At 30.2% G+C, this 25,080-nt stretch carries 24 protein-coding genes; 1 reads left to right on the forward strand and 23 read right to left on the reverse strand.

The features are described from left to right. Position 1: 1 nt before the first annotated feature. From C1H87_RS11950 to C1H87_RS12055, 22 genes are all read right to left on the reverse strand, one after another. Complete coding sequence (locus C1H87_RS11950) at positions 2–2,104, reverse strand: hypothetical protein (protein WP_102756037.1); 2,103 nt, start codon at positions 2,102–2,104, stop codon at positions 2–4. Then, on the reverse strand, positions 2,092–2,688 hold the full coding sequence (locus tag C1H87_RS11955) for a PI-PLC domain-containing protein (protein WP_233783106.1): 597 nt from the start codon (positions 2,686–2,688) through the stop codon (positions 2,092–2,094). Before C1H87_RS11955 ends, C1H87_RS11950 begins: the two co-directional genes overlap by 13 nt. After that, entirely contained in the window at positions 2,685–3,383 is a 699-nt protein-coding gene (locus C1H87_RS11960) for a glycosyltransferase family 2 protein (protein ID WP_102756038.1), read from the reverse strand. Before C1H87_RS11960 ends, C1H87_RS11955 begins: the two co-directional genes overlap by 4 nt. 2 nt (positions 3,384–3,385) lie before the next feature. Next, complete coding sequence (locus C1H87_RS11965) at positions 3,386–3,784, reverse strand: GtrA family protein (RefSeq protein ID WP_102756039.1); 399 nt, start codon at positions 3,782–3,784, stop codon at positions 3,386–3,388. Beyond that, positions 3,775–5,418, reverse strand: a complete 1,644-nt coding sequence (locus tag C1H87_RS11970; RefSeq protein ID WP_233783108.1) for an NTP transferase domain-containing protein — start codon at positions 5,416–5,418, stop codon at positions 3,775–3,777. The genes C1H87_RS11965 and C1H87_RS11970 overlap by 10 nt, the downstream gene beginning before the upstream one ends. A gap of 3 nt (positions 5,419–5,421) precedes the next feature. Then, positions 5,422–6,489 (reverse strand): class II aldolase/adducin family protein, encoded by a 1,068-nt coding sequence (locus C1H87_RS11975; protein ID WP_102756041.1) that lies wholly within the window; start codon positions 6,487–6,489, stop codon positions 5,422–5,424. Further along, positions 6,489–7,184 carry an HAD family hydrolase gene (locus tag C1H87_RS11980; RefSeq protein WP_102756042.1) on the reverse strand — a complete coding sequence of 232 codons (696 nt, stop codon included), beginning with the start codon at positions 7,182–7,184 and terminating at the stop codon, positions 6,489–6,491. The genes C1H87_RS11975 and C1H87_RS11980 overlap by 1 nt, the downstream gene beginning before the upstream one ends. Positions 7,185–7,228: 44 nt before the next feature. Next, the gene (locus tag C1H87_RS11985) at positions 7,229–8,263 is read right to left on the reverse strand and encodes a glycosyltransferase (RefSeq protein ID WP_158655207.1); all 1,035 of its coding nucleotides are present in this window, start codon (positions 8,261–8,263) and stop codon (positions 7,229–7,231) included. Continuing rightward, positions 8,260–9,228 carry an O-antigen ligase family protein gene (locus C1H87_RS11990; RefSeq protein WP_158655208.1) on the reverse strand — a complete coding sequence of 323 codons (969 nt, stop codon included), beginning with the start codon at positions 9,226–9,228 and terminating at the stop codon, positions 8,260–8,262. The genes C1H87_RS11985 and C1H87_RS11990 overlap by 4 nt, the downstream gene beginning before the upstream one ends. 233 nt (positions 9,229–9,461) lie before the next feature. Next, positions 9,462–10,385, reverse strand: coding sequence for an SGNH/GDSL hydrolase family protein (locus tag C1H87_RS11995; protein ID WP_102756045.1), 924 nt, complete (start codon positions 10,383–10,385; stop codon positions 9,462–9,464). After that, positions 10,382–10,927 carry a hypothetical protein gene (locus C1H87_RS23330; protein WP_158655209.1) on the reverse strand — a complete coding sequence of 182 codons (546 nt, stop codon included), beginning with the start codon at positions 10,925–10,927 and terminating at the stop codon, positions 10,382–10,384. Before C1H87_RS23330 ends, C1H87_RS11995 begins: the two co-directional genes overlap by 4 nt. A gap of 726 nt (positions 10,928–11,653) precedes the next feature. After that, positions 11,654–12,934 (reverse strand): MATE family efflux transporter, encoded by a 1,281-nt coding sequence (locus C1H87_RS12005; RefSeq protein ID WP_158655210.1) that lies wholly within the window; start codon positions 12,932–12,934, stop codon positions 11,654–11,656. A gap of 40 nt (positions 12,935–12,974) precedes the next feature. Beyond that, positions 12,975–14,192, reverse strand: coding sequence for a UDP-N-acetyl-D-mannosamine dehydrogenase (gene wecC, locus C1H87_RS12010; protein ID WP_102756048.1), 1,218 nt, complete (start codon positions 14,190–14,192; stop codon positions 12,975–12,977). Positions 14,193–14,195: 3 nt separating this feature from the next. After that, on the reverse strand, positions 14,196–15,323 hold the full coding sequence (gene wecB, locus C1H87_RS12015; RefSeq protein ID WP_102756049.1) for a non-hydrolyzing UDP-N-acetylglucosamine 2-epimerase: 1,128 nt from the start codon (positions 15,321–15,323) through the stop codon (positions 14,196–14,198). Next, positions 15,324–16,115, reverse strand: coding sequence for a dTDP-4-dehydrorhamnose reductase (gene rfbD, locus C1H87_RS12020; RefSeq protein WP_102756050.1), 792 nt, complete (start codon positions 16,113–16,115; stop codon positions 15,324–15,326). Next, positions 16,105–16,656 carry a dTDP-4-dehydrorhamnose 3,5-epimerase gene (gene rfbC / locus C1H87_RS12025; RefSeq protein ID WP_102756051.1) on the reverse strand — a complete coding sequence of 184 codons (552 nt, stop codon included), beginning with the start codon at positions 16,654–16,656 and terminating at the stop codon, positions 16,105–16,107. Before rfbC ends, rfbD begins: the two co-directional genes overlap by 11 nt. A gap of 2 nt (positions 16,657–16,658) precedes the next feature. Continuing rightward, the gene (gene rfbA, locus C1H87_RS12030; RefSeq protein ID WP_102756052.1) at positions 16,659–17,516 is read right to left on the reverse strand and encodes a glucose-1-phosphate thymidylyltransferase RfbA; all 858 of its coding nucleotides are present in this window, start codon (positions 17,514–17,516) and stop codon (positions 16,659–16,661) included. Further along, positions 17,517–18,524: a dTDP-glucose 4,6-dehydratase gene (rfbB, locus tag C1H87_RS12035; protein WP_102756053.1), complete on the reverse strand. Its 1,008-nt coding sequence runs from the start codon at positions 18,522–18,524 to the stop codon at positions 17,517–17,519. It lies immediately after the preceding gene. 5 nt (positions 18,525–18,529) lie between these two features. Beyond that, positions 18,530–19,603: a YveK family protein gene (locus C1H87_RS12040; RefSeq protein WP_102756054.1), complete on the reverse strand. Its 1,074-nt coding sequence runs from the start codon at positions 19,601–19,603 to the stop codon at positions 18,530–18,532. A gap of 11 nt (positions 19,604–19,614) precedes the next feature. Next, positions 19,615–21,303, reverse strand: coding sequence for a DUF6909 family protein (locus tag C1H87_RS12045; protein ID WP_102758248.1), 1,689 nt, complete (start codon positions 21,301–21,303; stop codon positions 19,615–19,617). 37 nt (positions 21,304–21,340) lie between these two features. Beyond that, positions 21,341–22,834 (reverse strand): GH3 auxin-responsive promoter family protein, encoded by a 1,494-nt coding sequence (locus C1H87_RS12050; RefSeq protein WP_102756055.1) that lies wholly within the window; start codon positions 22,832–22,834, stop codon positions 21,341–21,343. A gap of 3 nt (positions 22,835–22,837) precedes the next feature. Continuing rightward, positions 22,838–23,704 (reverse strand): M23 family metallopeptidase, encoded by an 867-nt coding sequence (locus tag C1H87_RS12055; protein ID WP_102756056.1) that lies wholly within the window; start codon positions 23,702–23,704, stop codon positions 22,838–22,840. A 116-nt stretch (positions 23,705–23,820) separates the two neighbouring features. On the opposite strand from C1H87_RS12055, the gene C1H87_RS12060 reads away from it, so the two are divergent. Further along, positions 23,821–24,006, forward strand: coding sequence for a Sec-independent protein translocase subunit TatA/TatB (locus C1H87_RS12060; RefSeq protein WP_102756057.1), 186 nt, complete (start codon positions 23,821–23,823; stop codon positions 24,004–24,006). Positions 24,007–24,085: 79 nt separating this feature from the next. On the opposite strand, the gene C1H87_RS12065 is transcribed toward C1H87_RS12060, so the two are convergent. Then, positions 24,086–25,060, reverse strand: a complete 975-nt coding sequence (locus C1H87_RS12065; RefSeq protein ID WP_102756058.1) for a DUF4837 family protein — start codon at positions 25,058–25,060, stop codon at positions 24,086–24,088. Positions 25,061–25,080 lie beyond the last annotated feature (20 nt).

Below are 25,080 nucleotides of genomic sequence, written 5' to 3' on the forward strand. Positions count from 1 at the left end.
ATCAATTAGAAATTTTCTTTTTTATATAGTATAACAAAAAGGTTTGTAAAAAGCCTTTATAATTATCTTCCCATATTGGATCTTCAATAAAATCTTCTGCATTATCTACTATAACATAAGCTGTTTTTTCTACCTCTGATAAGGTAATCTTACCCTCCACTTCTAAACGCTGAGAATCAGTATCATAAAAATGTTTTACCTGAATGGCATTAATACTATTGAATTTTTCACAAAAAAAGTTTAAATCAATACTTGTGTCACAACTTATCATGAGTCCAATATCTACTTCCTCACCATTACCAACCTCGAAATTATTATTAACTGGATAATACGATATCTTAATATCTGCGTGTTGTGATTGTGATTGTATATATTTTACAGAATCTTCTCTTCTAAATTCTAATTGACTTATTACTTCTTCTTTTGAATACCCTCTTTTCTTCATATCCCTATTTATCTTCCAATGAAGCCTTAAATCTTCAGTAGGGCTTACAAAAATTTTAATGTCAAATAATTCTCGTTTAGCCAAAATATAAAAAGGGTGTAAGCCTTCAAATAAGATAACTTTGTTTGGATATATAGTGAGAGGCTTGGTAAATGTCCCAGTATTATGGTCGTAATGCCTCCTTAATATTTTCTTTCCTTCTTTTAAGGCTTTTAATTGATTGATTTCTTCATGAAGGTTATTGGCTTTTGGAGACAAATGTGTATGAGTTTCCCACATGGCGTGACCTCTTTCCCATTTATGCATGTCATCTCCTCTTAAAATAGTCATATTATCTTTTGCAAATAGATTTTGTATGGACGCGGTTAAAGTACTTTTTCCAACTCCAGAATCTCCACCAATACCTATCAAGCAAGGAGCATTTTTAATTTTTGCTTTTACATTTTTAGTAATTCCTATTCTATATATCCAAAATATATTAATAAACAGTAATACTTGTAATCCTGTAAAAACGATATTAATAAGCATATCTGCATTGAGATCATAATACTCTAAAACAGTATATAAGGAAGTATTATCTTTGCTTAAAATATAAAGGTTTGCGAAATCTGAATCGGGTATAATTGCAAAATAAATAAGATAAAAGATCTGAAGAGCCAAAAGAGGAAAAATACTTAATTTACTTTCTTTAATATAGAAATAAATTAAGAAAGGAATTATCCAAAAATACCACCCAGGCTTAGGCGGAATAAAGAGGAGTAAAGAGCAAAAAGCGAATCCAATAAACATCATAAAAAGATCTTTACTTAATTGCTTATATCTAATAACTTTTGCTAATAATAGCACATAAATTGCTGGAACTACGTAGAAAAACAGTTTACCGAAACCGATCTTAAAATCTAATAATTTAATCTGTTCTTTATTTTTAAACACAAGTGTAATAAATTCCTCATCAAATAAATAATTAATATTTAAGAGAAAAAAAGCACCAAAAACCAAAAAGAAAGCAATGGATACACTCTGTATTTTTCTGTTAGGATTATTAAACTTCCATAAGTAAATAAAAAAGAAAGGCAATGCTATTAATAAATTAGTCTTAGTTGCTAAACCCAATCCCAATAGCACACTTGCCATAATAAACTTTTTCTTAAATAAAAAGAAAAAGGAAACAAATAAAAACATTATAGGAAGAACATCGAACTGCCCATGCAAATAATTAATATAAAATAATACTGGTGAACACCAATATAGTAACAAAAGTTTATTGTCTGCTTTTTTTAAAAACCTACTTAAAACAACTAAAACAGTTATATCTGCAAGCAATAGGGGCACTCTGAATAAAAAAGACTGTAGCACTATGGAATCTTGAAAAAAGAAGCTATATGTACTTTGTATATATAGCATTAATGCAGGGTAGGGGAAAAAATCGAATTTTTCTAAATTGAAAAAATGCTCATAAGGATTACTAAACCCTGTACTGGAAAAATAATTTACAAAAGGTATAAACTTGTTTTTTAACAAATCACCTATAAAGAAAAAAGGTGCTACTAATTTAATAATCAACCCGATTACAAATAATCTGTGTTTTAAAATAGTAAGTTTATATTTTCCTAATTGATCATAAAGAACTTTTTTTTTATAACCTATTATACTTCCCATTTTACAACATTTTTGTATTTGGTGCAAATTGCATCGAAGGTTATTCTTTCTCGTTTTAAATAGTCTTTATAAGTTAAGATATCACTTTCTCTACCTTGCAATTCTGGCGATACTAAACACAACTTATAACCCATAGATTTAAGCTCTTTAAAAATCTTAAAATTGAGTGGTAATTTAGTAAAGCAATCTACCCAAATCCATTTTACTTTTCCTTGCATGGCTCTTACAGTATCGAGTCCTTCAAATTCAGAAAACCTGATAGCTATATTCTCTTCTCCTTTTTTTGATAATAAATAAATCATTGGAAAAGAGCTATCTAAAAAAAAATATTTCTGAATATTATATTTTTTAAGTAAACATAATATTTCTCCTTCTATACGTTCACTTTTAACGTTTAGAATCATTGTTCCGTGTTTATAAGCCTTTAAGTATCGTTCAAATAACTCTCCAGAGACAAAAGGATCATGGCTTATATATATATTGCCATTTAAATCATCTCTTAAGTCAATTTCTACACCAAAACTTTCTGGTAACTCATTTAGCTCTTTGATGGTATTAATTCTATGAGCAATATATTCTATCATTTTAAGCTTTTTTTCAATTTAAAACTAAAATCAAATGTTCTTTTAATAAATTTCCACTTAGATTTTATACCCGTGTTCCAAGAGGATGATCCGTGGATTCTCTCTGGAAATAAAACATCAAACCTTATGATTTTAATTTTTAGTTTTTTGGCGTAATATAGCGCATAGAGGTCTAAGGAAAAATCATTTGGCGCATTTTCCCATTGTTTAAAAAATGTTCTGTGAAAAATGTTAGGTTGTGCATTAATATCCCAGAGTTTTTTTCCCATATATATGGTTTCGAAAAAGCTCATTCCTGAAGTAAAAAACTGATCCAAAAACGGTCTCCCTTTTCGGTTTCCTTTTATGTATACCTGTTTTTTGTCCTGATTTTCAATAATCTCTATAGCTTTAATAACGTCCTTAGGGTCAGTTTGCATATCGGCATGTGTCCATCCTATATATTCTCCCTTCGCCTCATGTAAGCCAGATATAACCCCAAAACCATATCCAATATTTTTTTCAACTTTTACAAGTTTAGCAAAAGAATAATTTGGTAATAATCTTTCAAAAACATTTGTACTATCATCGGTCGACCCATTATTTACTAAAATAACTTCAATATCACTTCTATCAATGACATCATTAAACCTAGAAAGTATTAATTGGATATTTTTTGATTCATTGTAACAAGGTACCACTATTGATAATTTCATAACTAATTTTCTTTAAAAACCCAATATTTTTGACCCATAAAATTTAAAATAGTACTCGTTCCCGTAGCACATAAAAAGGCTAACAAGGTGTTTTTTAAAATACTTAAAACCATAGTATTTACCGTAACATTAACGCCCAAAGTAATTATGTATAATATCATAAACATCCAAAACTGCTTCGGTGATCTCTGTTTTTGTTCAAAAGTCCATAATTTATTAATTAGATAAGAAACTATTGTTCCAGAAAAAAATGAAATAAATTTTGCAACAGCATATTTTATATCTGTAAGTTCGACAAACATAAAATAAACTATAAAATCTACAAAAACAGCCAAAACACCTACGCATACGAATCTTAGCAATTGTTTTTTTATTTTTGGATCAAACTTTATTATTCCCATTCTTGGTCAAAACTAGAATACTCTTTTTCAATTACCGAAATTGCTTTTTTATTCATAGTAATATCTTTTTCCAATCTATACGAATGCCAATCCACTTTATGAAAAAAGCTCTGCCAATACTTATACGTTTTATAATCGTTTGGTGTTCCCCAGCAAATATAATTGTCTATTTCAAATACTTTTACATTAAGTCCCATATTTACTAATTCTTCTATACAGCTATCTACATAAAACTCTCCGTTTACTCTAGTGTTTTTTTCATACATCTTATTTAGTGCATTCTGAAAATGCAAACCTTTTCTAAAATAGAATGTGCCTACAATTGCATGATCTTTTCGAGGGGTTTCGCTAATAGCTTTTTTAACGCTAACACCAGTAACTTTATCACCTTCGGTTTTTATCCAACCGTACATTTCAGGGTTTCTCTCGCTTGATGGGTGATCTCTAAATGACCATATGATAGCATCCACAGATTTATTCTTAAGTAATGTTTCATACTTTTTTTCATTCCATAACATACCATTATCGCAAGCGGCTATTAATAAAGGTTTTTCTAGATCTTCACCCTTTAACCCCAATTCGCAAGTACAAGCCTGCCCTTCAGTAACTTCATTTAAAGAGATTATTTTTGACTCAGGAAATTCTTTTTTTATTTCTTGAGTTAAAGGGTAGTCCTTTAAGTGGTCTTCTAAGCAAATAAAAATATGGTTATTTGCGATAGGTAGATAATTGGATGCCTGAATAATCATAGGCTTCCCAGAAACATCAATTAAAGGCTTTGGGTTTTTGTATCCCTCATTAACAAATCTACTTCCTTTTCCTGCTAAAGGAATCATATTAATTGAACCGTTTTCAGATTTAGGTTTTGTACGTTCTTCAATAATTTCTTCAAAATAATCAGAAAAACCTTTGTATTCTTTCACATCTTGTGGAGTTCCCCATTGAAGCATGTGTTGAATTTCATAAATTGATACAGACAGTTTGTCGTTAACTAAAAGATTATAAATTAAACTAACATAATATTCTCCATTAAGATTAATATCTTCATCTATAAGTTGTTTGAAATACTTTTTTACATAAGCTCCTTTCTTAAAATAATAAGTACCCATAGATGCGTATTCTTCCATACGATTATCTGTAAAAGGTTCCTTTTCCTTAATTTCTAACATCCATTGTTTATCATCTCGCATAAAAGCATAATTTGTGGTGCCTAACATATGTGGATGAAATCCCTTATAGGCAGGAACTGCACCATCTGCACTTCTATTTCGGGTATGCGACAAGAAATCTTGAAAGTCCCAATAACATGCAAAATCACAATAATTCACAATAATTTCTTCCTCATCATTTATCAATTCTTGTACTTGTTGCACAGCATATACCGGGCCTTTTTTATGAGGAGATATCTCAACCACAACACCTTTTGGTGCTATTTTATTCAAGACAGTTCGCATGTTTGTTTCCTGCAAATGTTTACTATTACATATAAATATGAAATCTTCCTCTCCAGGAAACATATTAACCACATGCTCTATAATAGGTGATCCATTAATTTTAATCAAAGGTTTAACATCTTTGTAACCAGCATTCACAAATCGTTGCCCCATTCCCGACATTGGCACTATTATCTTCATTTCTTATAAGTTTTGTCTGTATTTTTCTGCCTCCCAATTCCCTAAATATGAAATCTCACTATTATCTAAAAAGACAATGTCTTCTTTGGTTTCCTGAAGTATCATAAGATTGTTTTTACACACATCTTCAATCATTTTTGCTTTTTTCAAATCCTTAGATACAATATAAAGGAACGAGTTAAAAACAATAAGTTTTGGCAATTGCTTATATTCATTTATATACTCCAAAATACTATTACTTCCTTTGTATTCTAAAGCTTTATACCCACAAAACACATAGCCATCAGGACAAAATGGCTTCTTAAAAAACAGTTCTTTGGCAGTTTTTAAAACGTTGTTGATATATTCATCTTCTGATAAATATGTCGTCAAAACTTCTTTAGAGTATTTATTGATCTCTTTTGATAAGAAGTTTGTTATCTTGTAACGTGAAAAATCGATCTTTAGAAAAATCTCTACTTTACTTATAAAGTTTTCTGTCAATTCTTGAATACTTTCAAAATCATCTGATGTGATTATTAAACCATGATTTTGAAGGCAAATTATAGATGGTTTGCAATTACACCTGTTTTCATAAAGAGTTATTTCCTTTTTCATTTCGATCGCTAAATCGATTCCCGGAGTCTCATAATTCACAAATAAAATATCTGGAGCTATATTTTCTAATAATAATTTCCAATTCTTAACCGAAGTTAACATATTCACAGCAATGGCATGGACATGCAATGTATACTTGCACAGTATTGCATGTAAATATGTTTCTATGGACGGCCTAGGTCCTTTTACTGTTTTAGCATTATTTACAGCTTCCGCCCCTTTTTGATCTCTTAAACGTTTATTCGTAATATTAATAATCTTTGGATCTTCAATAATATTCAAAATTTTTGCGTTATCGACCAAAGCATATCCCGTATTCTCATCTACTTCTGACAATAAAAAACCAGAAGCCTTAATAATCATTTCACCATTATCTAATTTTACCGATGTATTACCTCCCCCTGCTTGAATAAGATCGTATCTTTCTCCTGCGTAATTGGACATTGCTATAAATTTTTCTAATTCTTCTTTCATTATAAAATATTTATTATCTCCTTAAAATTAGAAACAGCAATTGCCCCTAAAGGGAGCTCTTTATTCTCATTTTTATGATTTATCCATATACCTTCAATTCCAAAGTTATAAGCACCCAAAATATCTTTATCCCAATTGTCTCCTATCATTACCGATTCCTCTTTTGTGCATTTTAGTTTATCAAGAGCCTTGTAAAACATTATTGGATGAGGCTTTTCTTTTCCAGCCTCCTCACTGGACACTATAAAGTCAATGTGATTTTCTAATCCCAATTTATTGATTTTACGAAATTGGATGTGAGCCGTCAAATCGGTCAAAATACATATCTTTCTATTTTGAGACTTTAATTTGTCAAATAACTCTGAAACCCCCTCAAAAAGCGTCATGTTATCCAAAAAAGTCCCCCAGTACAACTCATAACATGGTAATGTGTTATCTATCGAATTCATTTCTAAACTTTCAAAGGTTTTTTGAAAATACAGCAATCGATTATGAGATGAAGCCGTATTCAACAAGTCTAAATGTGTGCGTTTTCTAGAAGTATTGAAAGCCTTTAAAACTATTTCTTTAGATAAATTACTTTTCTCTTTTAAAAAAGAGATTACTTGTTCCATAGCTAAATTATGAGCAATATCATAGTTATAAAGCGTATGATCCAAATCTAAAATTATATGATTTTTGTTTTTGTGGGACATCTAAAACGTGATTTTTTTTATTCGAATGTATACAACAGGTTCAATTAAGGTGATAGAATTAAATTAAAATAATTCTCATAAAACGCTGAATCATTACCATTTAAGTTATTGATATTATTTCTTTTAACTTCTTTAGATTCCAAAATATTCTTTATTTTCCTATACAAATCTTTGCTATCTCTATTTTTAAACAAAATTGTCGCCTCTGGACGTTTACATATATCTGAAGCAATTATTTTTCTGTTTAAATATAAAGCTTCTCTCACTGTCAAAGCATCTCCATCTGTATTAGTTGCTCTTACAACTAAATCACTCTCAGTCATCAACTTAACAAAAGATATTGAATATGTTATCAATGTAATATAGTTTTCCAGGTTTTCATTTTTAATTATCTCAGAATAAGCCCCAATTAAATTTAATTTCTCATTTTTAGATGCAATAACAAAAATAATTTTATAATCCTTATTTTCTTCTTTTATTAACCTAGCAACATCTATCATTAAATCTAATCCGTACAAATCTTCATTGTTATGAAGAACTAACTTAAAGGCATTACTACAAATTATTTTTTTTTGCTTATTGTTTTCAATAAGACTTATGACTTCTTGAGGTAAATCAGGCTCTTCTTCAAGAATTGGAGGTAAAAAAGCATGCACAACATACCTAGTATCAGCATTAACCTTTTTAGCTACTTCGTCACTCACAGTAATTGTTTTTTCCACCAAATATAAAAACAACTTAGTAATTAACACAGAAAAACTGTTATTAAGATTACTCAAAGAATGAATAGTAACTATCACTTTCTTTCGAAAGAAAAAACCAACAATTATATGACAGCATCTAAGCCACCATATGCCTGTATGGATATGAATAATTTCAGCATTTCTAATCAACCGCAAATATTCTAAGATATTTTTGCTTCTTATATTAAAAACTTTTTCTTGCTGATTCACTCGAGGAGACTCATCTATAAAGGAAAACTCACAACAGTCTTTCAATAAATTTGATAACCTTTTAATATGAATACTTACACCTCCAATTGCTGTATAAGGACCTATTTGTAAACATTTCTTCTTCACTTAAATACTCTTTTAATTATCTTATTGTTTTTTACAGCGATCATCGATATTAAAAATGAAAAAAGTACTATCCCACTATGACGCTCTAAAATCGATTCAGTTATCATAAATATCATAAAAACACAAATAACAGAAAAGCTTACATAATCTCTTTTTTTAATACACTTTCTTAAAATTACATACAAAATAAACAGAAATAAAAGTAATCCTATAAATCCAAAAAATAAGATGACTTCTAAATATTGATTATGTGCATTATACTTATATGAATATCCTGTTTTAAAATCTAGTTTCAAATATTCTTCATAAAGACCATCATGGCCATCTCCAGTACCAGAACCAAAAACCACATTTTCGTTTCCAATTCGATTCACAACACCTTTCCAATGAGTTACTCTTGATCCCATATCTGAAATATCAATCCCATCCGGGGATTTAGAATTAAATCTTTTTTGAAAATTTGGCGTTAAGTATACAAATAAAAGTGATAAACAAGTTAACATAAGAATTATGGATCTTATGGGTGATTTTTTGTTTGTTTGAAATTGAAATGAATAAATTAAAAGCACAGCTATTAATCCTAGAACACTAATTCTTGTACTTAACATATATAACACTAATAGAGAAAAAGCAAGTAACAATAAAATTAGCATCTTCTTTTTCCAAGATAATTTTGTTGCCTCGTACAAAAAGTATATAATAGTAACTATTACAAAAAGCGCAAAATACGTTGTATGCTTGTCCAGAATTATAGCTAACTGATCAAAAAAGAAATAATTTCCAATATTATTTATTTTAAAAAATAAAGCTTTGGAAAGCGCAAAAAAAGCAGCGATTAAAACTGAAAAGCTGAAATATTTTAATATGATTGAACTATTCTTTTCTTCAAGTTTTATTGATGAGAATACAAGAGGGAATATTAAAAAAGGTAGGTTCTGCTTAACGTTTTTTAATCCTTCTTCCATATTACTCGTATACAATAAACCTATTAGTGATAACCAAAAGAAAGAACTTAGTAAGAAAAAAAGATACCTTCGTTTTTTTAAATAATATATTTTTTCATTAAAGGGTACACAAAACAACCACGAAGTAAAACATAGAATTATAGCTATAGAGTTTAGGCTATATTTTGGAAACGGCAATGTAATGAGTACCAAAGTTAAACTCCAATAAAAAAAGTGTTCTTTTAATGCTTTCATTATAATGTTTCTAAGATAAGTTTAGAAAGTAACTTATGTCCATATTCATTGAGATGTACACCATCTTCTTGTAAATATCCTTGCTTATCTAACAAATATTCATACAAATCAATAATAAAAACAGATTCATAATGATGAGAGCATTTTTTTAGAATACTATTAAAAGACTTGTTGTAAGCCTCTAAAGTATCGTTTGAAGATGGAGGTAGTGTAATTACTATTATCTTTTGAGTGGATTTTCGAGAGGAGAGTATTTCGTATATCTGACAGATTCCTTGATTTAGAGTTACTTTGTCATTTTTCCTATCATGAGCTCCAATAAATAAAATATAATTTTGCGTATCTTCAATATTATATACACTCTTAATTACTTTTTTAATTGTATTGAACGTTTTTGCTTCTGATGCATAACCATAAACATCCCTTTCTTTACCCTTAAAAACAATATCCTTACTTTTTAACGAAAGGTTTTTTCTAAATTCTCTTCCAGCTCTCCAAAGCATTTGAGAATCTCCAATTGTTGTTACAGTAACACTTCCGGTTTGTTTTATCGGTAAATCTACAATTTGAAATATTGTTCTTTTAACTGATTCAGGATGTCCATTCAGCCACTTTATACCTGAAAAAATAATTATTGAATCTTTCTTTTTTATGCTTGTCGCTCTAAAATAATGTGGCTCATTGTCATTTAACGCAAATGTATGATTTACATTTATCCCTTCACTTGAGAGCTTTATTTTTAAATAATCTGTTGATATTGAGTCGATTTCAATATTCTCATAGGTTTCAATTAAAATCATATCTTCCCACAAATAATTGAGAGAAAGAAATGTTTTATCTGCCTTCAAAATAAAGTCTCCCAACAAGAAAATTAATATAATTAACCATGTTATTCTAAAAACTTTTTTTCCAGGCATCATCATAATACAACCTCTTTATTGAACAAATTAACTACTTTATTATCATCATTCATATAATAAATAGGATAAATAAAAGTCAATGATACAGCTAAAAATGCGATGTTGTTTAAAGAATATGAAAATAAAGAATCAATAAACAATGCAAAATATATTATAAAGACAATTTTAAATTTATCTGTTTTCCATTTTAGTAACATAGGAGATAACAAAATAAAAATATATAAAAGCCCTCCAATTATACCTGTCTCTACAAATAAATGTGGATAATATGTGTCGGTAGTAGCCAAATTAGTAGTAACATACCAATTAAAATTAACCTCTTGATATACCGGAGAGTTATAAGAAACTGATGATGGTCCTCCAAAAGACCCTACACCTCTACCAAATAGATTGAAATCTGAAAAATCTGAAAACATAACTCTATACGATTCTGCTCTTGCAGAATTGCCTTCTGTAACGTATTCTTTAATTCTATAAGAAAAACTCTCTCCCATACTAACTATTGTATTTGGAATGGCAATAATAGCAACTATAAATCCAGTCAAAATAGTCAAAATTAGTTTTAACTTATTCTTGTATTCTAAAAATAATAGGACAAAAAATGTACCGAGAGTCTTATAAGAAAAACTTAGAAACATAAAAAGAATGAATAAAAAAAGAAGTGTTGATTTTCTTTTTCCCTCATAAAATTTCCTAGTTATGAAAAAAGCCATTAAATTAATAAATCCAAATAACCCAAAAAAAGCAACAATCCCTGTAGCTCTTATTATTCCAGAAGATGCATTATATCTTCTTTCGCCATTAGGTAGGTATAAATAAAACCATTGGTCCACTCCTTTTATCCAATTAATGTAATTAATAATCTGATATAAGTCGTTTATAATCACAAAAACAATAAAAACTTTTATTAAAAGGTTAAAATGAGATCGTATTGAAAAACTGTAAAATAATACGGCTATAGGAAACAGATATCTTACAGCTTCGGTTAGTGCTGCTTCAATACTAAAAGAAAGAATAATAGCATAGACAAAAAAGGGAATAAAAAATAAAAGTAAAAATAAAAAATTATTATGATATTTTTTGTACAATACTGCATATGTAAACATATAAATTACAGCACAAATTTTAACAATACTAGAAGTTCCTTTTTCAGAAATTTGTAGTATTTCCGAAATAAAAATTAGAAAAAAGGGAAGTAATATAATCCAATTCTTAAAAATCTTTGTTGGTGATATTATTCTCTTCAATACTCCTCCCATAATTATTTCCCATTAATCTATAGTATGTCTTCTATAAGTTTTATAAAGATTCTTAACAAAAAAACTTAAAACCAGATAGCTTATAACATTCTGTAAAACATATGCAAAAGCAGCTCCTTTTGCCTCAAATCTAACGTTTAACCAATACATTAAAGGTACAGAAATTAAAAAAATTAAAAAAGACGCATACGACACATATTTCATTTTTCCCAAACTAAGAAAGTAAATCCCTTTTAGGGCATAAAAACTCTGAATATACCATCCTATCAACATTATTCTTAATAAAAGAATGGACTCATTATACTTGCTTCCAAATACCATTCCTATACAAATTGGAAATACTAATTGTGTCACTGCAAAAATCAAGGTTGAAATTAATATAAATTTTAGTTCAAATTTACTCAACTTATCAAAGAACAAGGGAATATCACTTGATACTTCTGACATTTTAGGAATTATAAATTGTTGAACACTTGTTGATACAATATTTAACCCTTGAATAATTATAAGTGCAAATGCATAATGACCAAACATTATGCGATCAAATAACACATAGTTTGCTATAAAGAAGCCTGAATGAAGTTTAAACTGATCAATTATTTGTGCAAAAAAAGCTGTCTTAGATAAGGCAATTATTCTTTTCTTTATTTCAATGTAATCCTTTGAAATGTGTGAAATAAATATTGTTTTTCTTATATCATATATCAAGCTTAACATAACTATAATTGTAGTAATTACCATTGATAGGACATACCCCCTGATAAAGAAAAAATATGTTAGTGTTAGTACAAATAATGCAGAACTAAATTTTAAAACTAAAATCACGCCGCTTATTCTTTTAAACAAATCGATTGCTTGATAATACCTAATTAAAAGCATGACAACAACCGAAGGAACAATAATAAATGAATATTGGTAAAACCAAAAAACCAATTCCCTGTTTTTAGAAATTACCTCAAAGTATGCCAACAGGTTGAAAGCAATGAATATTGTAATTGAAAAAACTACAACATATTTAATCGCAAAACGTAATGAATAGTTTCTTAATTCTTTATCTTTATTCTCGGGTATAATTTTTAAAAGAGCAAAAATAGCTCCCCCTCCCCCTAAAACAATTGCCATATTAATAAATGTCTCTATCGTTTTAATGATTCCGACATCCGACGGCGTCATTATTTTAGCAACCAATAAATGAGAGCCAAAAACAATAAATTGTACAGAATAATTAGAAATTATAAGATGAAAAAAACCTTTTTTTTTAAGCTTTAAAAACAAAAGTAAAAGTCTATTCAATTATATTTATTTTAAATTCATAAATCAACTTTTTTATTTTTCAACTTAAAACACCGCAAAAATCTAACACTACTTTATCTTTGGATACCTCCTTCAATTCTTTAAACTGCTTGTGAGCGACTAAAAAAACTATAATATCAGCTTTTTCATAGGCTTTAAGGTAATTTGTTAATTTAAAAACCTTGTGAGCTTCAATATTCGGTTCTACAATATAGTATTCTTCGTTGTTAGCATTTTGAAGTACTTTTTGAGCTATATATTTTGCAGGCGATTCACGTAAATCATCAATATTAGGCTTAAATGCAAGTCCCATAATAGCTATACCTGGTTTTCTACCATGTTTTAATTCAAATTCCAATTTAGCCGTTTGTACTTTTTCAGCACACCAAAAAGATTTGTAATTATTAATCTCACGAGCCTTACCAATAATTTTAGACTCCATCGGATAATCGGCAACAATGAAATATGGATCAACGGCAATGCAATGTCCCCCAACACCACAACCCGGTTGTAAAATATTTACTCTAGGATGCCTATTTGCCAACTGAATAAGTTCCCAAACATTTATATCTGCCTTATCGCAAATAAGCGATAATTCATTAGCAAATGCAATCTGTACATCACGCGATGAATTTTCAACTAATTTGCACATTTCTGCCGTTCTTGCATTTGTTTTGTGCAACGCTCCTTCAATAAATTTGCTATAAAATTCAACAGCTTTATCAGTAGATTTTTCATCTATTCCTCCAATCACTCTATCATTATGAACCAATTCATACATGACATTTCCCGGAAGAACACGCTCAGGACAATAGGCTATACTAAGCTTTCCTTGCAATTCGGGTCTTTCCGAATATATTAAACTCATCATCTTTTCCGTAGTTCCAATAGGTGACGTCGACTCAATTATATATAAATCGTCTTCTTTTAAGAACGGAATAACAGCTTTTGTTGCTGCTTCTACAAATGATATATCTGGTTCGTTTTTCCCTTTAAAAGGTGTAGGGACAACTATAAGATATGCATTTACTTCGACAGGCATGATTGAAGCTCTTAGATAGCCTTCTTTTACTGCATTAGCAACTGCTATATCTAATTCAGGCTCTACAATGTGTATTTCCCCCTTATTGATAGTTTCTACAACTTTAGGGTTAATATCGACTCCGTGAACAACGGTCTTATTTTTCGCTATTAATGCTGCCGTTGGAAGACCTATATACCCCAACCCTACCATCACAACTTCTGGTGTTCTGCTCATTATTTATAAATTTGAAATAAAATTAACTATCTTTTCACAAGCCAATCCGTTTCCATAAGGGTTATGTAACTTGCCCATTTGGGCATAGGCATCATCATCGTTCAATAATCTTTCTGTTTCTAATACAATTTTTTTAATATCTATACCCACTAACAGAACTGTTCCTGCATCAACAGCTTCAGGCCTTTCCGTAGTATCACGCATGACTAATACTGGTTTTCCTAAACTAGGTGCTTCTTCCTGTACACCTCCACTATCGGTTATAATAATATATGACTGATTCATTAACCATACAAATGCAGGATAAGACAAGGGGCTTATAAGTTTTACATTATCAATATCTCCTAGTAATTCATACACAGGTTTCTGAACGTTTGGATTTAAATGTACAGGATAAATAATTTGAGTGCCAGAGTTTTCAATCGCTATCTGTTTCAGTGCACTACAAATATTTATAAATCCTTGTCCATGATTTTCTCTACGGTGACCTGTTACTAAAACCAACCTTTTACCTTCTTTGATTAATGGTTTTAATTTTTCAATCTCTTGATCTACAAAATTTTCAGATTGTACTTTAGCAGTGCTAAAATGAAGTGCATCTATTACTGTATTTCCTGTAACTATAATGTCTTTATCATTGACATTTTCTTTCTGTAAATTCTTTCGAGATGTTTCTGTAGGAGAAAAATGAAAATCTGAAATTCTTCCCGTAATACTTCTATTAATTTCTTCTGGAAAAGGAGACCATTTATTAAAGGTTCTCAACCCAGCCTCGATATGGCACACTTTAGCTCCAGAATAAAAGGCTGCTATACTAGCTGCCATAGTCGTTGTAGTGTCTCCATGCACATATACATAGTCTGGCTTAAAACCTTCTAAAACTGGCTTTAGATTTGTTATTATCTCAGCTGTCAGAGAATATAAATTCTGATCTGGTTTCATTAAATCCAAATCATAATCAGGTGTGATTTCAAAAAACTCCAGAACCTGATCCAACATTTCTCTATGTTGTGCAGTTATGCAAACTTTCGTTTCAAAATGATGTTCATGTTTTAAAAATTCTTTTACTAAGGGAGCCATTTTTATAGCCTCTGGTCTAGTTCCAAAAACAATTAAGTTTTTCTTTTTCATTTATATAGATTTGGCTAAAACACTATTTTTTGGTCGTGCTGCAAAAGTACGACAATTCTTTATCCTAACAAGATTTACTTTGTCAGAAATATTATTCTCCCGTAAAATTTGTTCTGCAAAACTATACCACGTCATTGACTCATCATCAGAAAAATGATGAGTTCCAAAATTGCTGTTTTTACTATCAATAATATCAACAATAAATTTGGACAATGTTATTGTTTCTGTCGGGCAACCTACTTGTTCATCAGTAACAAAAAGCTCTCTTTCTGTTTTAGCTTTATTTAAAATAATTCGATAAAAATTATGACCATACTTTTTACTGTACAACCATGATGTTCTAATTATAAAATGTTTTTTTAAAATGTTATTAATATATTTTTCTCCTTGCAATTTCGATTTACCATATTCGTTTATAGGATTAGGAGTATCTTGAATAGTATAAGGCCCCGCTTTTTCACCGTCAAACACATAATCAGTTGAAATATGAATTAAAATGATATCTTTTTTTTTGCATATTTCAGCCATATTTTTAACGCCTTCCGCATTTACTTCATAAGCGATTTTCGATATTTTTTCTGCCTGTTCAACATTTGTATAAGCCGCACAATTTAAACAATAATCAAAATTCTTATTATTAAAAAATGAGCTTAATTCTTTCGCTTTAGTAATATCCAATTCAGTTTTTGACACAAAAACAAAATCAAGACCTTTCTCATTATCAGAATATAATTCTTTAATTGTCTTGCCTAATTGTCCATTAGCACCTGTAACTAAAACTTTAACACCCATCTTCAAAATCTTTAAATGAAGATAATTGCTTATCTTTTTCTGATATTATAAGTTTTTCTAAGGGGTAGTTCCATTCTATACCTAAATCTTTATCATTATATAAAATACCTGATTCTGATTCTTTGTTATAGAAATTATCACATTTATAAGAAAAAATAGTATCGTCTTCCAGTGTTAAAAAACCATGGGCAAACCCCTTCGGAATATATACTTGTTTATGCTCTATATCATCCAAAACGATAGAAAAATGTTTACCAAAAGTTGAAGACTCTTTTCTAATATCTACGCAAATGTCAAGTACTTTTCCTCTTATAACATGTATTAACTTGGCTTGAGCATATTCACTGGTTTGAAAATGTAATCCCCTTAAAACTCCTTTTGAAGATTTTGATTGATTATCCTGTACAAAATTAGTAGTAACCCCTGTTTCTTTCTCAAATTTTTTTTTATTAAAACTTTCAAGAAAAAAGCCTCTTTTGTCTTCAAAAACTTTAGGCTTTAAAACAAAACACCCTTTTAAATATGTTTCTTCAACGATCATCTCTATACTAAATGTTGTAAGTATTCACCATAACCACTTTTAAGTAATGGTTTTGCTAGTCTATTAAGTTGAGATTTATCTATATATCCCATTTTATAGGCTATTTCTTCAATACAACCTATTTTTAGTCCTTGTCTTTCTTCAATTACCTGTACAAATTGAGAGGCTTGCATTAGTGAATTAAAAGTCCCTGTATCTAGCCAGGCGATACCTTTATCCAGGATTTCCACACTAAGTTCTCCTTTTTCCAAATAAGCTTTATTAATATCTGTTATTTCTAATTCCCCTCTTTTACTTGGCTTAATATTTTTTGCAACATCAATCACTTTATTATCATAAAAATAAATTCCTGGAACTGCAAAATTAGACTTAGGTTGTTTAGGTTTCTCTTCAATAGAAATCGCTTTGTTACTTTGGTCAAATTCTACTACTCCATAACGTTTAGGGTCTAAAACATGATATGCAAAAATGACTCCTCCTTCAGGATTCGTATTGGCTTTTAAAATTTGCTCTAATCCTGAACCATAAAAAATATTATCTCCTAAAATTAATGCAGCACTATCTTTTCCGATAAAATCTTCTCCAATTAAGAATGCTTCTGCTAAGCCATTTGGAGCTTCCTGTACAGCATAATGAAAACTGCAACCATAATCATCACCATCTCCTAATAAATCTTTAAACCTAGGAGTATCTTTTGCTGTCGAAATAATTAAAATCTCATTTATTCCAGCCGACATCAATGTCGTTAAAGGATAGTAAATCATTGGTTTATCATAAACAGGCATAAGCTGTTTACTCACCACTTTAGTAAGTGGATGCAAACGTGTACCAGATCCTCCTGCTAAAATAATTCCTTTCATTTATCTTTTATATTTTTTAATATACCAATCAATCGTCTTTCTTATTCCTGTTTCAAAATTTTCTTCTGCCTTCCAACCTAATTCTTTTTTAATTTTAGTGGCATCTATGGCATATCTAAAATCATGTCCAGGTCTATCTTTAACAAATACAACCTGGTCTTTATACGACTTATCTTTCGGAAATTTTTCATCTAAAATATCACAAATTGTATTGGCAATATATAAATTATCTCGTTCATTTTCACCTCCTATATTATATGTTTCACCCGAAACTCCTTTACTAAAAGCTAAATCTATTCCTTTACAATGGTCTAATACATATAACCAATCTCTAATATTTTTTCCGTCTCCATAAATAGGAACCCTTTCGCCTTTCAATGCTTTTCTTATAATAGTAGGAATTAATTTTTCATCATGCTGTTTCGGTCCATAATTATTAGAGCAATTTGTTGTAACAACATTCATTCCATAAGTATGAAAATAACTTCTAACAATAAAATCTGAAGACGCTTTTGACGCACTATAAGGACTGTTGGGAGCATAAGGTGTTTGTTCCGTAAATAAACCTATATTTCCTAAAGAACCATACACCTCATCTGTAGAAATATGGTGAAATCTAGATGATTCATAGCCTCTTCTAATTACGTTTGGAGCTTGCATCCAATGGTTTTTAGCAACATCGATTAAATTAAACGTGCCTAAAACATTAGTATTTATAAACTCATTTGGGGCTTTTATAGAATTATCTACATGTGATTCGGCTGCAAAATGAATAACATTATTGAAGTTATATTTTTTAAATAAATCTTCTATTAAGGGCCTATCGCAAATATCTCCTTTGATAAACTTACAACTATCATTATTTTCTATTTCACTCAAATTAGACAATTCTCCTGCATAAGTAAGCTTATCTATATTTATTATTTTAACAAGAGGATATTTTTTGAGAAAGTATGCAATGAAATTAGATCCTATAAATCCTGCCCCTCCAGTTATTAAAATCGTCATTTTACCTATATTTTATCTTTATAGCGCTCTAGAAAATTAACAATTCGTAAACATAGTAATGTTATAAAAGTAAGTCCCACTAAAATAATCGCATAGTATAACTTTGGACTTATCATATTACCAAAAAGCTCTTTTTTATCATCTATTGTTCCACTATCTTGTTTACTAGATGTGATTTCAATGATATGTTCCTTATTAGCTATTTCTCTTTCAATTTCAACTAATTCTTGCCTTAGTTCTAAATCTTTATTATAAAGCTCGAACTCTTTGGTAGAGCTTTGATTTCCTTTATTAGCTATGGTAATTTGGGCTTGAGAATCATTATTGTTCTCTGCCGACTTTACTATTGCTTTTTGGTAAACAGCTAATAATGTATCTGACTTAACTAATGCTTTAGAAATTGCTGAAGCCTGTTCTTTTAATTCTCTTAAATCTTTTTCTTGTTCTCGTTTAAAATATGTATTGGAATCAATACTTGCAATAATTTTACGAAATACCGTTTTGAAATTATTCCTCTCTTTTGCTTTAATAGTAATTTGTTGGTATTGGTGATTGTGTTCTTTCGAGTTTTTCAAAAAGGTCTTATAATCTACTGTTTTCGTTAATGAAGTATCAAGTGTTTTAAGATATGTATCGAATTCTTGAAGCTTTTCATTTTCACTAATAAGAGGTTCTATTTCAAAATTTAAAATGGATGCTGCCTCTTCTTCTTTAACACCCAAAACACTTTTCAAAGTGCTTATATCTTCTTGCTTTATTAAATCTTTATAATAGCTAATTGTATTATATAAATTTTCCCCCGTCTCGTAGTTCTGCTTTACAGTAATAGAAGACTTATAGACTGGTTCAGAGGTTTTTTCCAATACGATTCCCAAAACAATTCCAACTACTCCTGCAATTGCAAGTTTTACAGCATGCTTCTTTACAAAAAACACTAACCAAACAAATGCTAAAAAAAGCTTGTTGAAAATACTCCCTATAAAACGAAATAGGTTACTAAAAGCATTCCCTATTAACTTAAAAAGTTGTCCTAAATCTACTTCTTCAGATTGCTGTGGTTGTGGCAAATCTTTACTCATAACTATATGTATTAATTAAGTATTTGTTTTAATATGGTTCTTGTTATTAAATATGTTGGTCTTACTCCAGAAGTCCCTAGGCCTCCAGACGCAAGCGTTGCTCCTGTTTCTAAAGGGTTATCGCTAGCATAATAAGCATACCTTACTTTTACACCAGAGCTGATACTTCCTCTAACTTTCGAAGCTGCCTGAATCGCTTTTTGATAGTGAGCACCCTCCATTTCTAATCCTATTACTTGCCATGTTGAATTGTAAAAGAACTTTAAAATATCCTTGTTTTGCAACGATGTTCCTAAAACAGTAATCATAGATCCTTCATAAATATCGACTCCTTGTCCTTCTAAATCTTCCTTCTTAAGTTCATTTGTAAAAGGGTAATTATCAGCTGTGCCTTCAAAAATATGTGCCGAAGGTATCATAATATCACCTTTACCTCCTTCTAAAATGCCCGCTTTACCCATAATCGATACCGATTCCACATTTAAATAAGTCTTCTTGTCGTTATTATTATATGGTTTCAATAGCTCGTCAATGGTTTCATACGCTTGTTCTCCAAAAGCATAATCCATGACTAATATAACAGGTTTGGTTTGTTTTAATAGGGCTTCGTTAACGCTTATATCTATTTTAGAGATATCTATTTTACTAGTATCAAAAATTTGCACATCAATATTGGTTCCAGATGTATCTTTAATATAAAACATCCCCCGTTGTAACGCTTCTTTATTTACTTTATTTCGAAGTCCTTCATTTTCATTTTTGCTTAAAGACTCGTATACTTCAAAAATATCCTTTTTAGATGTCACCGATTTTAATGCATTTGATGCAAAAAGTGTATTCATAACACTATGCATATTGGCACTTATTATATGTATAGGCCTTTCTAATAATTCGTTTTTAAATAATACTTCTTTTATTGAATCCGCCCAAATTTCTCCATGTATGTGATGACCAATACGTTCTCTTAATACAGGACTAAATGTTACTGTTCTTTTATTATTATGTACCTGTTCCTCTATGGCTAATTTTCCTAGCCAATACACAATATGAAGCAACCTTTCTGGTTGTAGCGGTGTAGCAAACTCGCCGTAAACCGTTCTTAACTCATTAAAAGTTCTTCCTAAAATATTAGCGACATGAGTTATAGCAACTTCGCGCTCTTCCTGAGTTAGCTTCTTTTTTGATAAAACCGCTTTTTCCAACTTTATCCAATCTCTTGTCGTTGCTCCTTCCTCATCAATTAAAACGCGATTACTTATTTTATGAGATTCTATAAAAAGAAATGTAAGGTGTGTTAAAATATCATAGATTTCCGATCGTCCTCGGGTAATCTCAATATTCATTTGTTCGGCATCTATTCTATAGCAATTACGGCGTCTTTTTTCTGGAATTATAGGCTTGAAATGAGAGTTTCCATAGCCTTCATCACTTGTTAAATTAATAAATGTACATTCTTCAATTCCAATAGGAAGCCTATCTATGACATAAAGTAACCCCTCTAATTCGGCTTTTTCTTCTCCTATAGAACCATATATTTCGGGACGTAACTGCAACAAAGACTGCCGTAAAGTTTCACCAGAAACACCCATAGGCTTGTAAAAGCCTCTGTTAAATAAATGGCGCATAGTAATATACATCCTCTCAATGGCATTCGAACTCTCTTGAGCTCTCGTTCTAGCATGATGTTTTATATTACTCATTTGTCTTTTTAATTCCCCAAATATAGTACTATTTGGCTTAATCTTTATAAAGGATTTTATCAACTATTTCCCTATCGTTCGATAACCTTGGTAATTTATTTTGTCCACCCAGTTTCCCAATAGACTTCATATAATCTTGAAACCCTCCTTTTTTAACTTTAGTTATTTTAAGTGACCTTAATACTTTGCCCTCTATTAAATCAAAATAATAGGAGTTTTGCTTTTGAAGTGATTCATCAATTTTTTTAGCCAAATCTAAAATATCCTCAGGTTCGTTTTCAAACTCTACAAGCCATTCGTGGTATGGTAAACCTTCTTCTGGGTTTATCTGAGGTGCTACTGTAAACTCAGATACACTGGTATTTGAATTTAAAAGGGCTTCTTGCATCGCTTGTTCTACCTCTTTACCTATAACATGTTCGCCAAAAGCCGAAATAAAATGTTTTATACGTCCGGAAACAATAACTCTATAGGGCTTGGTTGATGTAAACTGAACAGTATCGCCAATATTATAAGCCCAAAGCCCTGCATTGGTAGAAATAATAATCACATAATTTATACCAATTTCAACATCTTTTATAGTGATTCTTTTAGGATTGTCTTCAAAGAATTCGTCTGCCTTTACAAATTCATAAAAGATTCCAGATTTTAACTGAAGTAACATCCCCTTCTCTTTTTGTTTATCCTGAAATGCAAAAAAGCCTTCACTTGCAGGGTACAATTCAATACTGTCTACAGGTCTTCCAATCAGGTTTTCAAATTTTGCTCTGTAAGGCTCATAATTAACACCTCCAAAGATGAATAAATTGAAATTTTTGAAAATCTCACCAACTTTTTTGCCTGTTCTTTGCTGTAGCTTTTCAAAATACATCTGTACCCATGAAGGAATTCCAGAAATAATAGTCATGTTTTCAGGCAATGTTTCTTCAACAATAGCATCTACTTTTGTTTCCCAATCTTCAATACAATTTGTCTCCCAAGAAGGCAATCTGTTTTTTTGAAGGTATTTGGGAACATAATGTGCCACAATGCCAGAAAGTCGGCCTAACTGAATCCCATTTTGTTCGTTTAGAATTGGACTTCCTTGTAGAAAAATCATTTTTCCATCAACAAACTTGCTATTCCCCGTTTCATGAATATACATTAAAATAGCATTTCGAGCAGCCTCAACGTGAGTAGGCATACTCTCTTTTGTAATAGGAATGTATTTTGACCCCGAAGTGGTTCCCGATGTTTTAGCAAAATAAATAGGTTTTCCTTTCCAAAGAATATTTTCTTCTCCTGCTACTACTTTCTCTACGTATGGCCTAAGTGCTTCATAATCTCTAATCGGAACTCTTTCTATAAAGTCTTTATGCGATTTTATATTTGTAAAATCATGATCTTTTCCAAACTCGGTACCAGCGGCTTTAGAGATTAAATTTTGAAACACTTTTTCCTGAGTTTCAACAGGCTTATTAGCCCATTTTTGAATGCTTTTATAAATACGCTTTGCAAATGGTTTTGCGAGAGCTGATTTTAATGATATCATCTATTATTTAAAATCTATAAAGTTTGTTGGATTAATTGGATAACCATCATTCCATAGCTCAAAATGTAAATGAGGTCCCGTAGATAACTCTCCTGTATTTCCCGCAGTAGCAATAACCTCACCTGCTTTAACCAAATCACCCTGTCTTTTTGTTAATGCAGCATTGTGTTTATAAACAGAGATTAACCCATAGCTATGTTCTATAATGATAACATACCCCGTGCTAACTGTCCATTCTGCAAAAATTACTATACCATCTGCAGTTGCCTTTATTGGAGTATCTTTAGCTACTACTATATCTACGGCATAATGTTTTTCTTTTAAATTGTATGGTTCACTTATGGTTCCATTAACTGGCGGGAATAACACAAAATTAGTCGAAGAAGTTGCAGATTCGAACAAATTATATTTGTCTTCTTTATCTACTTTTTCTCTTAAAATGGAATCTTCTACTATAGGTGCCAAATCAACTTCACTAGCTTCAGTTCTAACGGCTTCTATTATAGAATCTTTGTTAAAACTACTAGCGCTTACATCTCCTTTTAAAACTTTCTTTATTGAAGAATAATACAATTCATTCATTGCTATAACACGTTGCAAGGAATCTGTTTTGTAATTTAATTCTGTAGCTTGTTTTTTTAATGCAGTTGATGAATACCCCGGAATGTATTCCCTTAATGGCGTAAAGGCTATTAATATGTATGTAAAGGCTATCAATAAAGCAGCAATCAAAGAGCCTAAAACAAAAACATTTAATCGTGTTAATTTAAACGACAATCGCTCTTCGAAGGTGTTTTCATTAAGTATTACTAATCGGTACTTATCTAGTAATTTCCGCTTTATTTTTTTAGGTTTCTTATTTTCTTCCATTTAAAGGCAAAATTAAATAAAATTATAACAAGACACCTTTGTCTTTATGCTAAAGTTATGTTTAAAACGCTATTATTAAACATTAATTATTAACTTTGCATTATAAATTTAATATTATGAGCTTATATATGTTACCGTTAGCAATTGGACCTTGGCAAATAGCACTAATTGTAGTTGCTGTAGTATTATTATTTGGTGGAAAAAAAATACCAGAATTAATGCGTGGATTAGGTAGTGGTATTAAAGAGTTTAAGGATGCTAGTAAAGAAGAAGAGCAACCTGCCGAAGATAAAAAAGAATAATCATTTTACTTGAAATAAAAAAAATCCGAAGTTAATAGCTTCGGATTTTTTTATATGAATATATCTGTTCTATATGTAATTAATCAATTTTAACAGATTTAATAATAGCTTCTAGCTCCAACATGTAATTACGTTTCTCTACCGATGGCGCAAAAGCAAAACCTTCTATAACCACCCATCTGTTATTTGTTTTATCTTCAATAGCATAATTAATAAATGGACCTCCCATAAACGCATTTTTTATATCCCAAATACCTTTAGTTTCTAAAGTTGGTTTGTTATTTAAAATTGTTTCTCCATGAAAAGGGGTGTAGGCATTTTCGGTAACCAAATAGGAACCTTCTACAGGGCCTTCAATATGAACTTTTCCAATAGAATCTCTAATTCTTATTATTTGATTTACAACACTATCATTTCTTTTAATAGCATTATAAGGCAGTTCATAAATTATTAAATTGGTTGTTCCTGTTGTAATGTCTTTACGAATCCAAAAAAAATTGTCTGTTTCCTTTGCAATTCTGTATATCGACTGAAACTTAATACTCAAACCTAGTTTTTCTTGAATAGATTTAAATTTATGAGGCGACTTTGCCATTTGACGTTGTCTTTCGGCAATCTCTGTATTCCTAAAGGTTTCAATTATTTTTGCTTCGTTTTCGGTAATTAAATCTATAATATCTTGTTTTGTTTTACCCGAAACGACTATAACTTTCTGAGGCTTGGCATAAACATCTTCTAAAATCTTAATGCCTGCTTCTTTATTAGGTTCAACCTTTAAAATTGTTCTATTTTTTGTTACAAAACCAGAAAAAACAGGTGGTGGTATTTGACTAATTGTAAATGTAGGTTCATCTTGCGGCAACCCATAAATTGGCTTGGCAAGCACCTTTCTCATGGCTTCTCCAACGCTTCCCTTCCACAATTGATTATCAACAACAACAGAAACGTTGTTTATGTTTCCAGAAGAATCTAAAAGAAATTTCCCTTCTGAAGGTTTTTTATCTCCACAAGAAATAACAAATAATATGGATACTAAAAAAAGAATATGTCTCATAATAGTTTTTTTGGTTTTAG

Origin of the sequence: Flavivirga eckloniae (assembly GCF_002886045.1) — a bacterium.
GTDB classification, from domain to species: Bacteria; Bacteroidota; Bacteroidia; order Flavobacteriales; family Flavobacteriaceae; genus Flavivirga; species Flavivirga eckloniae.

What these genes read in the sequence shown, in the direction of transcription:
- C1H87_RS11950 (WP_102756037.1), bottom strand. Translation starts at nt 2,104, where the DNA reads ATGGGAAGTATAATAGGTTATAAAAAAAAAGTTCTTTATGATCAATTA.
- C1H87_RS11955 (WP_233783106.1), bottom strand. Translation starts at nt 2,688, where the DNA reads ATGATAGAATATATTGCTCATAGAATTAATACCATCAAAGAGCTAAAT.
- C1H87_RS11960 (WP_102756038.1), bottom strand. Translation starts at nt 3,383, where the DNA reads ATGAAATTATCAATAGTGGTACCTTGTTACAATGAATCAAAAAATATC.
- C1H87_RS11965 (WP_102756039.1), bottom strand. Translation starts at nt 3,784, where the DNA reads ATGGGAATAATAAAGTTTGATCCAAAAATAAAAAAACAATTGCTAAGA.
- C1H87_RS11970 (WP_233783108.1), bottom strand. Translation starts at nt 5,418, where the DNA reads ATGAAGATAATAGTGCCAATGTCGGGAATGGGGCAACGATTTGTGAAT.
- C1H87_RS11975 (WP_102756041.1), bottom strand. Translation starts at nt 6,489, where the DNA reads ATGAAAGAAGAATTAGAAAAATTTATAGCAATGTCCAATTACGCAGGA.
- C1H87_RS11980 (WP_102756042.1), bottom strand. Translation starts at nt 7,184, where the DNA reads ATGTCCCACAAAAACAAAAATCATATAATTTTAGATTTGGATCATACG.
- C1H87_RS11990 (WP_158655208.1), bottom strand. Translation starts at nt 9,228, where the DNA reads ATGGAAGAAGGATTAAAAAACGTTAAGCAGAACCTACCTTTTTTAATA.
- C1H87_RS11995 (WP_102756045.1), bottom strand. Translation starts at nt 10,385, where the DNA reads ATGATGATGCCTGGAAAAAAAGTTTTTAGAATAACATGGTTAATTATA.
- wecC (WP_102756048.1), bottom strand. Translation starts at nt 14,192, where the DNA reads ATGAGCAGAACACCAGAAGTTGTGATGGTAGGGTTGGGGTATATAGGT.
- wecB (WP_102756049.1), bottom strand. Translation starts at nt 15,323, where the DNA reads ATGAAAAAGAAAAACTTAATTGTTTTTGGAACTAGACCAGAGGCTATA.
- rfbD (WP_102756050.1), bottom strand. Translation starts at nt 16,115, where the DNA reads ATGGGTGTTAAAGTTTTAGTTACAGGTGCTAATGGACAATTAGGCAAG.
- rfbC (WP_102756051.1), bottom strand. Translation starts at nt 16,656, where the DNA reads ATGATCGTTGAAGAAACATATTTAAAAGGGTGTTTTGTTTTAAAGCCT.
- rfbA (WP_102756052.1), bottom strand. Translation starts at nt 17,516, where the DNA reads ATGAAAGGAATTATTTTAGCAGGAGGATCTGGTACACGTTTGCATCCA.
- rfbB (WP_102756053.1), bottom strand. Translation starts at nt 18,524, where the DNA reads ATGACGATTTTAATAACTGGAGGGGCAGGATTTATAGGATCTAATTTC.
- C1H87_RS12040 (WP_102756054.1), bottom strand. Translation starts at nt 19,603, where the DNA reads ATGAGTAAAGATTTGCCACAACCACAGCAATCTGAAGAAGTAGATTTA.
- C1H87_RS12045 (WP_102758248.1), bottom strand. Translation starts at nt 21,303, where the DNA reads ATGAGTAATATAAAACATCATGCTAGAACGAGAGCTCAAGAGAGTTCG.
- C1H87_RS12050 (WP_102756055.1), bottom strand. Translation starts at nt 22,834, where the DNA reads ATGATATCATTAAAATCAGCTCTCGCAAAACCATTTGCAAAGCGTATT.
- C1H87_RS12055 (WP_102756056.1), bottom strand. Translation starts at nt 23,704, where the DNA reads ATGGAAGAAAATAAGAAACCTAAAAAAATAAAGCGGAAATTACTAGAT.
- C1H87_RS12060 (WP_102756057.1), top strand. Translation starts at nt 23,821, where the DNA reads ATGAGCTTATATATGTTACCGTTAGCAATTGGACCTTGGCAAATAGCA.
- C1H87_RS12065 (WP_102756058.1), bottom strand. Translation starts at nt 25,060, where the DNA reads ATGAGACATATTCTTTTTTTAGTATCCATATTATTTGTTATTTCTTGT.